12 protein-coding genes and 2 pseudogenes are annotated in these 14,164 nt (G+C 58.5%); 4 read left to right on the forward strand and 10 right to left on the reverse strand.

Going from position 1 to position 14,164, the window contains the following annotated elements:
• From K0F75_RS24475 to K0F75_RS24485, 3 genes and pseudogenes are all read right to left on the reverse strand, one after another.
• A pseudogene (locus tag K0F75_RS24475) lies at positions 1 to 208 on the reverse strand (RHS repeat-associated core domain-containing protein); the annotation flags it as partial.
• Between the two features lie 97 nt (positions 209 to 305).
• Complete coding sequence (locus tag K0F75_RS24480) at positions 306 to 980, reverse strand: anti-sigma factor domain-containing protein (protein WP_219064545.1); 675 nt, start codon at positions 978 to 980, stop codon at positions 306 to 308.
• Positions 977 to 1,615 (reverse strand): sigma-70 family RNA polymerase sigma factor, encoded by a 639-nt coding sequence (locus K0F75_RS24485; RefSeq protein ID WP_219064546.1) that lies wholly within the window; start codon positions 1,613 to 1,615, stop codon positions 977 to 979. The genes K0F75_RS24480 and K0F75_RS24485 overlap by 4 nt, the downstream gene beginning before the upstream one ends.
• Before the next feature lie 250 nt (positions 1,616 to 1,865).
• Here K0F75_RS24485 and K0F75_RS24490 point away from each other — a divergent pair, with 250 nt between their 5' ends.
• Positions 1,866 to 2,405: a DUF2780 domain-containing protein gene (locus K0F75_RS24490; RefSeq protein ID WP_219064547.1), complete on the forward strand. Its 540-nt coding sequence runs from the start codon at positions 1,866 to 1,868 to the stop codon at positions 2,403 to 2,405.
• A 138-nt stretch (positions 2,406 to 2,543) separates the two neighbouring features.
• Positions 2,544 to 3,041, forward strand: coding sequence for an ATP-dependent zinc protease (locus K0F75_RS24495; RefSeq protein ID WP_219064548.1), 498 nt, complete (start codon positions 2,544 to 2,546; stop codon positions 3,039 to 3,041).
• Between the two features lie 65 nt (positions 3,042 to 3,106).
• On the opposite strand, the gene K0F75_RS24500 is transcribed toward K0F75_RS24495, so the two are convergent.
• The 3 genes from K0F75_RS24500 to K0F75_RS24510 all read right to left on the reverse strand — a co-directional run bounded on the left by K0F75_RS24500 (position 3,107) and on the right by K0F75_RS24510 (position 6,601).
• Complete coding sequence (locus K0F75_RS24500; RefSeq protein ID WP_219064549.1) at positions 3,107 to 3,736, reverse strand: glutathione S-transferase; 630 nt, start codon at positions 3,734 to 3,736, stop codon at positions 3,107 to 3,109.
• Between the two features lie 220 nt (positions 3,737 to 3,956).
• The gene (locus K0F75_RS24505; protein ID WP_219064582.1) at positions 3,957 to 4,664 is read right to left on the reverse strand and encodes a PolC-type DNA polymerase III; all 708 of its coding nucleotides are present in this window, start codon (positions 4,662 to 4,664) and stop codon (positions 3,957 to 3,959) included.
• Positions 4,665 to 4,666: 2 nt separating this feature from the next.
• Positions 4,667 to 6,601, reverse strand: coding sequence for a putative nucleotidyltransferase substrate binding domain-containing protein (locus tag K0F75_RS24510; protein WP_306823072.1), 1,935 nt, complete (start codon positions 6,599 to 6,601; stop codon positions 4,667 to 4,669).
• A gap of 261 nt (positions 6,602 to 6,862) precedes the next feature.
• Between K0F75_RS24510 and K0F75_RS24515 the strand changes: the two genes are divergently transcribed.
• On the forward strand, positions 6,863 to 7,309 hold the full coding sequence (locus K0F75_RS24515) for a response regulator (RefSeq protein WP_219064551.1): 447 nt from the start codon (positions 6,863 to 6,865) through the stop codon (positions 7,307 to 7,309).
• 114 nt (positions 7,310 to 7,423) lie between these two features.
• On the opposite strand, the gene K0F75_RS24520 is transcribed toward K0F75_RS24515, so the two are convergent.
• Positions 7,424 to 9,601, reverse strand: coding sequence for a malate synthase G (locus tag K0F75_RS24520; protein ID WP_219064552.1), 2,178 nt, complete (start codon positions 9,599 to 9,601; stop codon positions 7,424 to 7,426).
• 475 nt (positions 9,602 to 10,076) lie between these two features.
• Between K0F75_RS24520 and K0F75_RS24525 the strand changes: the two genes are divergently transcribed.
• The gene (locus tag K0F75_RS24525; RefSeq protein WP_219064553.1) at positions 10,077 to 10,595 is read left to right on the forward strand and encodes a glycine cleavage system protein R; all 519 of its coding nucleotides are present in this window, start codon (positions 10,077 to 10,079) and stop codon (positions 10,593 to 10,595) included.
• A 230-nt stretch (positions 10,596 to 10,825) separates the two neighbouring features.
• Here the strand turns inward: K0F75_RS24525 and rarD are convergent, their stop codons facing one another.
• The 3 genes and pseudogenes from rarD to K0F75_RS24540 all read right to left on the reverse strand — a co-directional run.
• Complete coding sequence (gene rarD / locus K0F75_RS24530) at positions 10,826 to 11,713, reverse strand: EamA family transporter RarD (RefSeq protein ID WP_219064554.1); 888 nt, start codon at positions 11,711 to 11,713, stop codon at positions 10,826 to 10,828.
• Between the two features lie 97 nt (positions 11,714 to 11,810).
• Entirely contained in the window at positions 11,811 to 12,785 is a 975-nt protein-coding gene (locus tag K0F75_RS24535) for a serine/threonine protein kinase (RefSeq protein WP_219064555.1), read from the reverse strand.
• A 105-nt stretch (positions 12,786 to 12,890) separates the two neighbouring features.
• Positions 12,891 to 13,331 (reverse strand): annotated as a pseudogene (locus K0F75_RS24540) (alkaline phosphatase PhoX); the annotation flags it as partial.
• Between the last annotated feature and the right edge of the window lie 833 nt (positions 13,332 to 14,164).

Raw genomic sequence — 14,164 nt, forward strand, 5'->3', positions numbered from 1 at the left:
CCCGGTAACCATTCCCCAACAAATAATGCCCCGTTACCGGGTCAGGCGGTTCGCCATTGAAGCCGAGCAAACACGTGATGCCGCTTTCTGCCGGATGATGTCCATAGGCTGTGTACGCCTTGGGCTTATGCGCTTTGGCATTGACTGTGTGCAGTACCGAGCGCTGCTGATCAGTGAGTAGCAGGGTTGTTTCGGGCGTGGAAGCCATGGGGTGCGCGCTCTATTCGTTGGGAGTATTACTTTCAACCCCCAAGAGGTGCCTGCATAGCTGGCAAAAATGCTAGGTAATTGTGGAATCACCCTGATCAAAGCCCCGCCAGTGCTCCTTGGTACAACACCGGTCCGGTCGGTTGTCCTGTGGGTGAGCCGCCTTCGGGTTCCAGGCTGACGGCCAGGGTGACAGGTGCCCCGAGCAGTTTCTGTTGGCTTTCGCTCAGGATGATTCGGCCTTTGCCGTGTGCGGGCAGCAGGCCGAGGGAGATTGGTTTTCCGTCTGCGGGGATGGCCCACAGCTCCAGGCTGCGCCCCGTTTCTATGGAAGGCAGGGTCAGTGGTGCGACGTTCAAATAGTGGCTGTACGCCTGAACACTGATCGCGGGCTGCTGATTAGCAGCCATCAGTGTGGCGCTGTAGTTGAGGGTGTCGTGGTTGTAGAGGACGCCCGCGATGATGGCGACGACCAGTGAGCAGGCGACAGCGGTCATGCGCAGCCAATTCCAGAATGGACGTTTGGCCGGGATGTGCAGTTTTTGCGGATCAATCCGGGCCTCGATGGCGTGCCAGACTCGGTCGGGCACCGGGTGTTCTGGCAGGGGCGCGGTGAGTGCGGCAAGGGTGGTCTGCCACTGTGCCAGTTCGGCGCGCAAGGCGGGATCGTCCAGCAGAAGGTGTTCGAATCGGCGGCGCGCGGTAAGCGGCATCAAGCCAATGGCATAGTCGGCGGCGAGGGCGCGGCGTAGAGCAGGTTGTTGGTAATTCATGATTCAAGGCACCTGCGCAGGCGTTCCATGCCTCGGCGAATCCAGGATTTTACCGAACCGAGCGGCGCCGCCAAGTGCGTAGCCAGATCGGCATAGGACACACCCTGGAAATAAGCCGTGATAATTGAGGTGCGCTGCATGCCTTCAAGCGTCTCCAGGCAGCGCTGCAATGCCTGAGCTTCACGTTGACTGTCGAGTTGTTCGTGGGCACTCGGACTGTCGTCGAAGAGTGTGTCTGCCTGTTCTTCGGTGAGCGGTACTTCACGGTGCTTGCGCAACTGGTCGATGGCTTGATTGCGGGTGATGTTGACCATCCAGGTCATCGGTGCCGACAGATTGCCGTCATAGCGCGAGGCGTTGTGCCAGATACGCACAAAGCTTTCCTGCAACACTTCTTCGGCCAGATCACTACGGTTCATGCAACGCAGGGCGACAGCGAACAGGCGTTTTGAAACCCTTTGGTAGAGACTTTCAAACGCCCGTCGGTTACCGAGCGTGCATTCAGCCAGCAGTTGCCTGAGTTCATCGGCGTCGTCAGAGGAAATAGTGGTTCTCCAGACAAGGTGAAGAGGTGCGCCGTGCAGTTTGCCAAGTCCATCGCAGGGTAGTTCAGATTGAGCCGCTGTTCCATTCACCTCAGTGCTCTCTATTATCGAAAGAAAAGCCGTTCAGCCTGATCAGGCCCGCCAGTTATGCCTCAGCTTTTGGGCATGAACACTTTGTAAAATTGCCTTTTTCATCTTTGATCAGGATGCTATGCGGGCCATTCATCATCAGCTACAGCTTGCAGGACTGTGAAGGGGAACGATAAGGCTGATGTCGTGGTCAAATTTTCAGTTTTATGCCGGCAATTCGCCGGACTCCATGGCTGACGAGGTTGTTTAGATGAAGATTTCACGCGGTTTTGCACTGGCTACGCTAATGACTTTGGCGGCGAGCCCGGTCTTCGCTTTCAACCTGAACGATGCCGCGAATGCAGTTTCCGCTGCCACCGGCGGCAATCAGAAAACCACGGCTGCGCCTGAAGCGGCGGGTTTGCTCAATACGGTGGGCACTCAGCTCAATGTCACCCCCGAACAAGCCATCGGCGGTACCGGGGCGTTGTTGGGGCTGGCCAAAAACAACTTGAGCAGCGCCGATTATTCGCAGATGACCCAAGCTGTTCCTGGCCTGGATCTTTTGTCCGGCGCAGGCGCTTTGGGCAGTCTGGGTGGGTTGTTGGGTGGCTCGGGTAATTCGGCAGCGACCAACGCGCTGGGCAACGTGAAGAGCATGGCGGACGTCAATTCGGCCTTCACAGCGTTGGGCATGGACAGCGGCCTGGTGGGCCAGTTCGCCCCGCTGATCCTGCAATACCTGGGGCAGCAAGGCGCCAGCGGTTCAGCGCTGCAAAGCCTGGGCAGCCTGTGGAATGTCGGTAGCTGATTCACCGGTTTGACGCATCGTCGCGCAAGGCGACGGTGCGTGCGTTGTCTGTGTTTACGAATGTTTCACGCGCGGGTGCCTATGCTGGCGGCACGTTATCGTTGCGAACAGGCTTCATCCATTTAGAGGAATCCCTACGTGAAATCAATCCTGGCCCTGTTGTCTCTGCTGGCCCTCCCTGTGATGGCCGCTGAGCCAACGTTGTACGGTCGCTACGAATACATCGGGGTGCCGGAAATCGGTGAAACCCTCCAGGCGAAAATGGACACGGGCGCCCTGACGGCGTCGCTTTCGGCCAAAGACATTGAGATGTTCAAACGGGATGGCGAAGACTGGGTGCGCTTCCGTCTGGCGACCAAAGGCGCCAGTGACAAGGTCTACGAGCACAAGGTCGCGCGGATCAGCAAGATCAAGACCCGCTCCGAAGAAGATGACGAAGACGTTGCCGACCCGAGCAAACGCCCGGTCGTCGATCTGGAACTGTGTCTGGGCAAGGTCAAACGCACGGTCGAGGTCAACCTGACCGACCGCAGCAGCTTCAATTACCCGCTGCTGATCGGTGCCAAGGCCCTTCGTGAGTTCGGTGCCGCAGTCAATCCGGCGCGTCGTTATACCGCGGACAAACCAGATTGCTGATTTGCGGCTGATACCCTTTCGCGAAGGCGGCGTGGCAGGCGCCGCCCGTCTCTGTACATCAAACCTTACGCCGGCGGCTGCGTGCTCTGCATCGATGGCCGCTGGCTGACTTCAGCAAACCAGTTGGCCAGGTGTGGACAGCTGTTGCGCCAGCCCAGATCAGGTTGACGGAAATCCAGATAGCCCAGGGCGGCAGCAACGCTGATGGCGGCGATGTCGAAATGCGAGCTGAGTTCGGCGATTGCGTTCTGTTCGAAATACGCCAGGGAGCGCTGGATTTTTTCGGCTTGGTTGTCCAGCCACAGGTCCCAGTGTTTCTCCGGCGGCCGCAGGGCGGTTTCATAGCGAATCAGCAGCGCCGCATCGAGCAGCGCGTCAGCCAGAGATGCCAGGGTCAGACGTCTCCAGCGCGCCGAGCCTTCGCGCGGGATCAGCGGATTGCCGACATGCTGGGTGTCGAGGTATTCGAGAATCACCCGGCTGTCATGAATCACATTGCCGTCAGCCAAACGCAGCGCTGGCAACTTGCCCGCCGGATTATCCTGATTGAGCGCCGCGTCCGGGCTGACAGGACTGACCTGCGTCGGCAGCAACGCCACTCGATCAAGTTGCCCTGTCTCGTGCAGCAGGATCAAGACTTTGCGCGCAAAGGGCGATGCCGGGTTGTAGAACAAGGTCATGCTGGGAACGGACATGGGAATTCCTCGGGTGAGACAGGAGCCTAGACTAATCAGCGGGTGGATTGTCCGCAATGACGATCCGTCAACGCGCCAACAATCCCTCGCGCACGAACACTAAGGCGTGCCGGCACTCCATCCCGACCCAAGACAACATGTTCCACCCACTGTTGCGCAGATCAGCGTCACCACGCCAATCAGCTCTCTTTGGGTGCTTTGGACTGAATACCAGCGGCACTTAAAACGAATGAGTTTCCTGGCGTCTGCGCCAATGGCTGAGTTGTTGGTCGAGGCTTGCCGGGCTGTCGATTTGTTGGCGGCGGGCGTAGCTGAACAAAATCAGCGCCAGCTCTGCGGTGACCAGTGCGTCGGCGCTGGCGTGATGGCGCTCGCCGGCTTGCAGGCCGAAAAACGCAGTCCAGGCGTCCAGCCCACCCTTGCGAATGTGCGCCTGCGGGCAAAGCATCGGCGCCATCTCGGCGACATCGAAAAAGCTGTGCTGCAAGCGATAACCGAGGCTGTCTTTCAAGGCGCGGCCGAGCATGTGCCGGTCAAACGCCGCATGAAACGCCATCATCGGGCTACTGCCGACGAACTCCATCAGGTCCAGAAGGGCATCCGCCGGGTCACAGCCAGCCGCAATGGCGCTGGGGCCCAGACCGTGAATCAACACACTGGGGCTGACCTTGTGATCCGAGCGCAGCAAGGTCCGCTCGAACTGCTGAGAAAGGTCGATGGCACCGTCCTCGATCACCACCGCGCCAATTGACAGCACCTGATCACGGTTGAGGTTCAACCCGGTGGTTTCCAGGTCCAGGACCACCCAACGTTGTTGGCGCAGCGGGTTCTTGTTGAGCGCGGCGCAGGGCAGTAGCTGCTCCAGCCGTTGCTGTTGCTGCATGTTCAAGTGAGGGGCGTGCGGGCGTAGCCAACCGAATATATTCAGATTCATAGCTGATAACGCAGCGTCAGGCTGCTTTGCAGGCGTTGGGCCTGGCGCAGCGACTCACGCAGAATTCGTCGGTCCAGGTGGTTGAGAATGTCCGGGTCGACCCGGTTGGAGTACGGCTGATTTTGCCGACTTTGCATTTGATGTTGCTGCATGCGGGTTTGCTGAATGAAGTGGTAGGCCTCTTCATAGGCGGCACCGTCGAGCGGTTCGATCACTTCTTTGGCGACCAATTGACGAAAGCGTTCCAAGGTATTGCTGGCTTCGATGCCGTTGGACAAGGCCAGTAGGCGGGCGCCGTCGACAAAGGGAGTCAGGCCCTGGACTTTAAGGTCCAGCGTGGCTTTTTCGCCGCCTTTGCGCGCGAGCACGAACTCACGGAAGCGCCCCACGGGCGGCTGATGACGAAGTGCATTTTCGGCCATCATGCGCTGGAACAGGCGATTGTCGGCGATTTGATCGAGAATCTCGTGCCGCAGTTGATCGGCGCCTTGCTCATCGCCCCACACCACCCGCAAGTCGAAATAAATCGTCGAGGCCAGCAGGTTTTCAGGTGTCGCCTCACGAATGAACGCGCTGAAGCGTCGTGACCATTCCGCGCGTGACAGGCACAGGTCCGGGTTGCCGGCCATGATATTGCCCTTGCACAGGGTAAATCCGCACTGCGCCAGGCTTTGGTTGATCTGTTGCGCCAGGGGCAATAACTTCCCACGGATTTCAGCCGCGTGTGCCGCATCGCGGGCTTCGAACAGAATGCCGTTGTCCTGGTCGGTGAGCAGCGTCTGTTCACGACGGCCTTCACTGCCGAAGCACAACCAGGTGAACGCAATGCCAGGGTCGCCTTTCTCTGCCAGCGTCAGCTCGATGACCCTGGACACCGTGTGATCGTTGAGCAGAGTGATGATCTGGGTAATCTGGGTCGACGAGGCACCATGGGCGAGCATGCGGTCGACCAGTTGCACGATTTCCCCGCGCAGGTTGGCCAGGCTTTCAATGCGTGGGGCGGTACGGATGGTCCGAGCCAAATGCACCAGGTCCACGCGCTGCAAAGAGAACAAGTCGCGCTCGGACACAACGCCGCACAAGCGCTTGTCCTTGACCAGGCACACGTGGGCGATATGCCGTTCTGTCATCGCGATGGCGGCATCGAAGGCGGTGGCATCGGGGCTGAGAGAAAACGGCGCCTGCGTCATTCGCTGCTCGATGGGCAGGCCCAGGTCCTCAACGCCGTCGGCCACCACTTGGCGCAAATCACGCAGGGTGAAGATGCCCAGCGGCGTTTTGCGCTCGTCGACAATTACGATGCTGCCCACTTGCTGATCGTGCATCAGCTTGACTGCCGCCCGCAAAGGCGTGTCGCGGCTGCACGTCACGGGATGACGCATGGCCAGTTCGCCGAGCCGCGTGTTCAACGAATACTGCATGCCGAGGGTCTCCACGGCGCGCTGCTGAACCTGTTGATTGACCTGGTCGAGCAGGCTGCTGACCCCGCGCAAGGCGAAATCACGGAAAGTGTTGGAAAGGGCAAACAGCTTGATGAAGGCGAGCTTGTTCAGTTGCAGACAGAAGGTGTCTTCGGCCGCCAGATGCTCGGTGCGGGTAGCCCGCTCGCCCAGCAACGCCGCCAGCGGGAAGCATTCCCCAGTGGTGATCTCGAACGTGGTTTCGGTGCCACTCTTGACGGTATGAGGGCGCTCGCCGACCACGCGGCCTTGTTTGACGATGTAAAAATGCTCTACCGGTCCCTCACTGGGCTTGATGATGCTTTCGCCCGTCGCGTAAAAACGCAGTTGGCACTGTTCGACCAGATACGCGAGGTGGGCGTTTTCCATCTGATTGAACGGGGGGAATTTTTGCAAGAACTGAATCGTGCCCTGAATGTTCTGCAACACCGCCGTTTTGCCTGCCTGGGTGAAAGCATCCGCTTTGCTCATGACCACTACCGCACTTTTTTGTCGATTTTTATCGAATGGGTTTTAGACGTTCATGGTCGGCCGCTTGCAAGGCAGTGCCCATTGGACGTAAGTCTAGGATCGCTGAAAAATGCTTAACTCAACTCAGCGGGGCTCGCATAAATTGGCGCAGTGGCTATCGTGGATTTCGTAGGTGAACATGGACGCGCAAAGCCGACGAGACGTACTGCTAAATCAGGGCAGTCCGCTGTCTGAGTAGGGCTTGGTAAAGGATGAGAGTGTATGCCGGACCTCGATATTTTGAGCGATGAAGAGCGCGAGGCCCTCAATCAGGTGATGCAAGCGCCTGATGAGCCTGTGCAACAGCGGGTGCTGATCGTCGATGATAATAAAGACGCGCGCGAGGTATTGGCCGAAATTCTCAGCCTCAATGGCATCAGGTGTCTCACGGCGGCCAGTGGCAGTACCGCGTTAAACCTGCTGAACACCCATGAATCCATCGGTTTGTTGATCACCGACCTGAAGATGGCGCCCTGCAGTGGGCTGGACTTGATTCGTCAGGTGCGTGAATCCGAGCGTGCGGCGCTGCCGATCATCATTGTTTCCGGCGACGCCAACGTGAAAGACGCCATCGCGGCAATGCACTTGAGTGTGGTGGATTTTTTGCTCAAGCCGATCAATACCAAGCAGTTGTTGGCGTTGGTCAAGCGTGAGTTGGGGATGGGATGAGGGGGGTGTCAGATACACCTAGTCCAGCTATTCGCGTATGAATTCGCGCCCACAGAAAATCGCGATTCCCTGTGGGGGCGAACGCGGCGTGTCAGACACACCGCATTTTGCAGCTTACAGCCCGTTTTTAGCCTTGAACTCACGACGACGGCGATGCAACACCGGCTCGGTGTAACCGTTGGGTTGTTTAGTCCCTTCGATCACCAGTTCAACTGCGGCCTGGAACGCGATATTGCTATCGAAATCCGGGGCCAGCGGGCGATACAGCGGGTCGTTGGCATTCTGCCGGTCGACCACAGGTGCCATACGCTTGAGGGTTTCCAGTACCTGCGCTTCGCTGACGACGCCATGGCGCAACCAGTTGGCGATGTGTTGGCTGGAGATACGCAGCGTGGCGCGGTCTTCCATCAGGCCAATATCATTGATATCCGGCACTTTCGAGCAACCGACGCCCTGATCGATCCAGCGCACGACGTAACCAAGGATGCCTTGGGCGTTGTTGTCCAGTTCGTTCTGGATCTCATCGGCTGTCCAGTGGGTGTTTGGCGCCAACGGGATAGTCAGGATGTCATCGATCGAGGCGCGACCGCGTTTGGCCAGCTCAGCCTGACGGGCGAACACGTCAACCTTGTGGTAATGCAGCGCGTGCAGCGCAGCAGCGGTCGGTGAAGGTACCCAGGCGGTGTTGGCGCCGGCCAGAGGGTGAGCGATTTTCTGTTCGAGCATCGCCGCCATCAGGTCAGGCATGGCCCACATGCCTTTACCGATTTGCGCACGACCTTGCAGGCCGCAGCTCAAACCGATATCGACGTTCCAGTTTTCGTAGGCGCCAATCCACTTCTCGGCTTTCATCTGTGCTTTACGCACGACGGGGCCCGCTTCCATGGAGGTGTGGATTTCGTCGCCGGTGCGGTCGAGGAAGCCGGTGTTGATGAACACCACGCGCTCGCTGGCAGCCTTGATACAGGCCTTGAGGTTGACCGTGGTCCGACGCTCTTCGTCCATGATCCCGACTTTGAGCGTATTGCGTGGCAGGTTCAGGACGTCTTCGATGCGACCGAACAGCTCGTTGGTGAACGCTGCTTCTTCGGGGCCGTGCATTTTCGGTTTGACGATATAGACCGAACCGGTGCGGCTGTTTTTCAGCGTGCTTTTGCCGTTGAGGCTGTGGATCGCAGCAAGGCTGGTCATCAGGCCGTCGAGAATACCTTCCGGGACTTCGTTGCCGTCTTTATCAAGAATGGCGTCGATGGTCATCAGGTGACCCACGTTCCGCACGAACAACAGCGAACGACCGTGCAGGCTCACTTCGCCGCCATTAGGAGCGGTGTAGGTGCGGTCGGGGTTCATGGTACGGGTGAATGTCTCGCCGCCCTTGGACACCTGTTCGGCCAGATCACCTTTCATCAGGCCCAGCCAGTTGCGGTACACCACCACTTTGTCATCAGCATCGACGGCGGCGATCGAGTCTTCGCAGTCCATGATGGTGGTCAGCGCGGCTTCCATCAGTACGTCTTTGACACCGGCTGCGTCGGTTTGGCCGACAGGGCTGGTGGCGTCGATCTGGATTTCGAAATGCAGACCATTCTGTTTGAGCAAGATGGCGGTCGGTGCCGCAGCCTGACCGCGATAGCCGATCAGTTGCGCGTCGTCTTTGAGGCCGCTGTTGCTACCGCCTTTGAGCGCGATGACCAGTTTGCCGTCAACGATTTTATAGCCGGTGGAATCGACGTGCGAGCCAGCAGCCAGGGGCGCGGCTTCGTCGAGGAAGGCGCGGGCGAAGGCAATGACCTTGTCGCCACGGACCTTGTTGTAGCCTTTGCCTTTTTCCGCGCCGTCCGCTTCGCTGATGGCATCGGTGCCGTACAAAGCGTCGTACAGCGAACCCCAACGCGCATTCGAGGCGTTGAGGGCAAAGCGTGCGTTCATTACCGGCACAACGAGTTGCGGGCCGGCCATGCGGGCAATTTCATCGTCGACGTTTTGCGTCGTCAACTGGAAGTCCGCCGCTTCTGGCAGCAGATAACCTATTTCTTGCAGGAAGGCTTTATAAGCCGCAGCGTCGTGCGCAACGCCCTTGCGGGACTGGTGCCAGGCATCGATCTGCGCCTGGAAGTCATCACGCTTGGCGAGTAGGGCTTTATTCTTCGGCGCGAGTTCATTGATGATTTTCTCTGCACCGACCCAGAACTTCGCGGCGTCGAGGCCGGTTCCAGGGATGGCTTCGTTATTCACGAAGTCGAACAGGACTTGGGCGACCTGCAGGCCACCGACTTGAACGTGTTCAGTCATTGCTTGCCTCACTCTGCTCAGCTATTCAGCTTTCTAATAAAGTCCTTGGCGTGCTCATCAAACCCCGTGTGCCGGAACCTGCCATCGCTGGCGGCCGGGCTTGACCCATGCTGCTCGCACAACCGTGTGCAGCAAGGAACTACGGGTTTGAAAACGCGCCTTGGCAGACATCAATCCAATGTTATGTAGTGCTCGCTGCGGCATACTACATGATGAGTTGCGGTTGTGAAAATCAGACTAAATACGTCATTGAACGACCCGTAGTCTTGTGCGGGTCACTCCGAGGGACAGAATGTTCTCAAAAAGCACAAGAATTGTTCCAGGTAATTCTAGAACCGGTACACGATCTGCCCTTTGAGCCGATGATCCCTTGATGACCAAAGCGCATCCGCAGGCGTTGCCTATACTTGTCCGACAGCCCGGAAAACCCTGATTTATCGGGGCCTGGGCCCATGCAGGATAAGAGGAATCGACCGTGGATCATCTCGTACTCACTGTTTTTGCGCCTGATCAGCCAGGTCAGGTCGAGCGGATCGCCCAATGTATCGCCGAGCATGGCGGCAACTGGCTGGAAAGCCGTATGTCTCGGATGGCCGGGCAATTTGCCGGAATATTAAGAGTGGCTGTGTCTGCAGAAGGCTTCGATGAGCTGGTGGGTGCCTTACAGGGCCTGTCGGCGCACGGCATTCAGGTATTGATTGCACAAGGTGGAATAGAGCAGTCCTGCACCTGGAAGCCGATTGCGATGGAGCTGGTTGGCAATGATCGGCCGGGCATCGTGCGTGACATCACGCGCTTGCTCGCTGAACAGGGCGTTAACCTCGAACGGTTAATAACCGATGTCAGGCCGGCACCGATGAGCAGCGAGCCGCTGTTTCACGCCGAGGCAATTCTGGCTGTGCCGCTGACCTTGTCTCTGGATGTACTGCAGAAACGTCTGGAGAATCTGGCGGATGACTTGATGGTCGAGTTGGTGCTTCGAACAGAGGTTTGACGCGCATAGGGTAAAAAAGGTTATCCAAGTTATACGTGCACCTGCCTGTGGATAACCTGGGGAGACAGCGCTGCGGCCCATAGCCATCAAGGCTTTGCTGGAGTTGATCAAAAAACCAACAGTTTCAATGGCTTGTGCACAAATAAGTTGAATGAGGCTGTGGATAACCTCTGGAGAGATCGCTGCAAGCCACAGGTGCCGTGGCTTGCAGGGCTTTGTACGTTTTTCGATCAGTTTCGGCGGCGTGAACGCAGCCATATATCAACGCTGTACACCGCCAGTCCAGCCCAGATAAACGCAAACGCCAGCAGCGTACTGGCCGCCAAGTGTTCGCCATACACCAGAACCGCCAGTGACAGGACCAGGGTGGGCGCGATGTATTGCAGGAAGCCCAGCGTGGTGTACGGCAAATGACGCGCCGCTGCGTTGAAGCAGATCAGTGGCATGACCGTGATCGGGCCTGCGGCCGCGAGCCACCACGCCTGAGAGGTCGTCCAGAAACTCGCCTGAGCGCTGACCGCCATTGGATTGAGCAACAACCAGCCAATCGCCAGAGGGACCAATAACCAGGTTTCCACCACCAGGCCCGGCAATGCCGCTACGGGCGCCTTTTTCCGGATCAGTCCGTAGAAACCGAAGGTCAGTGCCAGCACCAACGATACCCACGGCAGACTGCCGACCTGCCAGACCTGCTGCGCGACCCCGACGGCGGCCAGGCCGACGGCCAGCCATTGCAGGGGCCGCAGACGCTCGCCCAACAGCAACATGCCCAGCAACACGTTCACCAGCGGATTGATGTAATAACCGAGGCTGGCTTCAACCATGCGCCCGTTATTCACCGCCCACACATACGTCAGCCAGTTGGCCGCGATCAGGGAGCCGCTGAGTGCCAGAATCGCCAGGCGGCGAGGGTTGTCGCGCAACTCACGCCACCACCCCGGGTGCTTCCAGACCAGCAGCAACAACGAGCCGCACAGCGCGGACCAGAGCACGCGATGGACAATGATTTCAATGGAAGGGACGGCCGCTATGGCTTTGAAATAAAGCGGGAACAGTCCCCAGGTGATGTAGGCGATAAGGCCCAGGATATACCCGCGACGCGGGTTGGCAGCTTGCATGCATATTCCTTAGGCAGCTAATTATCAGGGTGTCTGCCGTCACCGGGCGCCGCTCGGTGGGTGCGGCGCCGGCTCTTCAGGTTAAAGGTCCTGCGAGTCAGAACAACTTCAACGGCTCTTCATTGAGCGCCGACATTTGTTCGCGCAGAGCAAGGATCTGATCACCCCAATAACGTTCGGTGCCAAACCACGGGAAGCTGTGCGGGAAGGCAGGGTCGTCCCAGCGCCGCGCGAGCCATGCGCTGTAGTGCATCAGACGCAGCGCCCGCAACGGCTCGATCAACGCCAGTTCGCGGGGGTTGAAGTCATGGAATTCGCCGTAGCCGTCCATCAGCTCCGAGAGTTGGCTCAGGCGCTCCTGGCGATCACCGGCCAGCATCATCCAGATGTCCTGCGCCGCCGGACCCATGCGGCAGTCATCAAGGTCGACGATGTGGAACATCTCGTCGCGGCACATCATGTTGCCGGGGTGGCAATCGCCGTGCATGCGGATGTTGGTGTGCGGTGTGGCGGCGTACACGTCTTCGACGCGCTTGAGGAGATCGCGGGCGACGGACTCGTAAGCCGGCAGCAGGCTGCGCGGGACGCAGTTGTTTTCGAGCAGGTACGTCAGCGAATCGTGGCCGAAATTCTTCACGCCCAAGGCTTCGCGGTGCTCGAAGGGTTTGGTTGCACCCACGGCATGGATACGACCGAGCAGTTGGCCCAGGCGATACAGTTGATCCAGGTTGCCCGGCTCCGGCGCCCGTCCGCCACGGCGCGGAAACAGGGTGAAGCGGAAGCCGGCATGTTCGTGCAGGGTTTCGCCGTTGTGCACCATCGGCGCCACCACGGGGATATCCACCGCTGCCAGTTCGAAGGTAAAGCTGTGTTCTTCGAGGATGGCTTCGTTGGTCCAGCGGTGTGGTCGATAGAATTTGGCGATCAGCGGCTGGCCGTCTTCGATGCCGACTTGATAGACGCGGTTCTCATAACTGTTCAGCGCCAGAATGCGGGCGTCGCTGAGAAAACCAATGCTTTCGACAGCATCGAGTACCAGATCAGGCGTGAGTGTTGCAAACGGGTGGGCCATGCTTACTCCTGCGCGCAGCAGGCTGCCGCGTCGGGCCAGTCATGGTAGCGCAACGCGGATGGTTTGCGGCGGTCGCGATGGTGCAGGAGCGCGCTTGTCCGCGATTCAGGCACCGACGATCCCGCCGTCGTCCCGTGTAATGATCATCACCGAGGAGCGCGGTTTGCCGTTGGGCAGATGTTCCGGGAAGGTCGAGCCGCCGTTTTCACCGGGGTGCTGGATGCCGACGAACAAGGCTCGTTGGTCCGGGGCGAAGCTGATGCCGGTGACTTCGCAGCCCGCCGGGCCGACCATGAAACGGCGGATCTCGCCGCTGTCCGGGTCGGCGCACAGCATCTGGTTGTTGCCCATGCCGGCAAAGTCGCCGGTGTTGCTCACATCGCCATCGGTCAGAATCCACAACCGCCCGGCGTCATCGAACCCAAGCCCATCCGGGCTGTTGAACATGTTTGCCGGGGTGATGTTACTTGAGCCGCCTTTCGGTGTACCGGCGTGGACGCTCGGGTTGCCGGCGATCAGGAACAGGTCCCAGGCGAACGTCATAGCGGCCGGATTACTGCCAAACTAACGTAAACGGGTTTGGATGCAGCGAATAACCTGTTCTTGAAAACGGAAAGCGAACTCCTGCGAAGCAGGGCACAGCACAAGGTGCGCCCATTTCACCGAATATCTACCTGCACTAGGTGATGGATCTTTGGGGCTGGGAATGGCGTGGGCGTACGGCACAAGGTGAGATGATTGCCGTGTGGTACGCAGACGATAGCGTGCTAGGGTTTGAAAAAGATGAAGATGCACGAAGTTTTCACCATGCGTTGGAAGTTCGACCGGCTCAGTTCAACCTGACTCTACACCCAGAGAAAACACGTTTGCTGCGGTTTGGCTGGTTCGCGGTCGAAAATCGCAATAAGCGTGGATAAGGAAAGCCCGAAACGTTGGACTTTCTCGGGTTCACGCATTTCTGTGATCAAACCAAGAACGGTATGTTCGTGGTTGGGCGCGTGACCATCGGCAAGCGTATGAGAGCAACGCTCAAGGAGGTTCGGGCGCAATACATAAGTGCAGGCACGAGCCAGTCCCAGTGATCGGGCAGTGGTTGAGCCGGTTGTTCAGAGGCTATTGCAATTACTACCACGTGCCTGGTAATACACGGCGACTGGATGCTTTTCGTCGGGAAATTATCGGAGCGTGGAGGCATGCCTTTAAACGGCGGAGTCAGCGACACCGCCTGAATTGGGAGCGCATGACTGCGCTTGTACGGCTATTCATACCCTATCCACTAGAGCCTAACTTGCATTCTTATCCCATAACCCGCTTCGGCGTCAAAACCCAAGGCAGAAGCCGTATGCGGTAATTCTGCACGTACGGATCTGGGCGGGGGG

The organism is Pseudomonas sp. UMAB-08, from assembly GCF_900095225.1.
In the GTDB taxonomy this organism is placed as follows: domain Bacteria; phylum Pseudomonadota; class Gammaproteobacteria; order Pseudomonadales; family Pseudomonadaceae; genus Aquipseudomonas.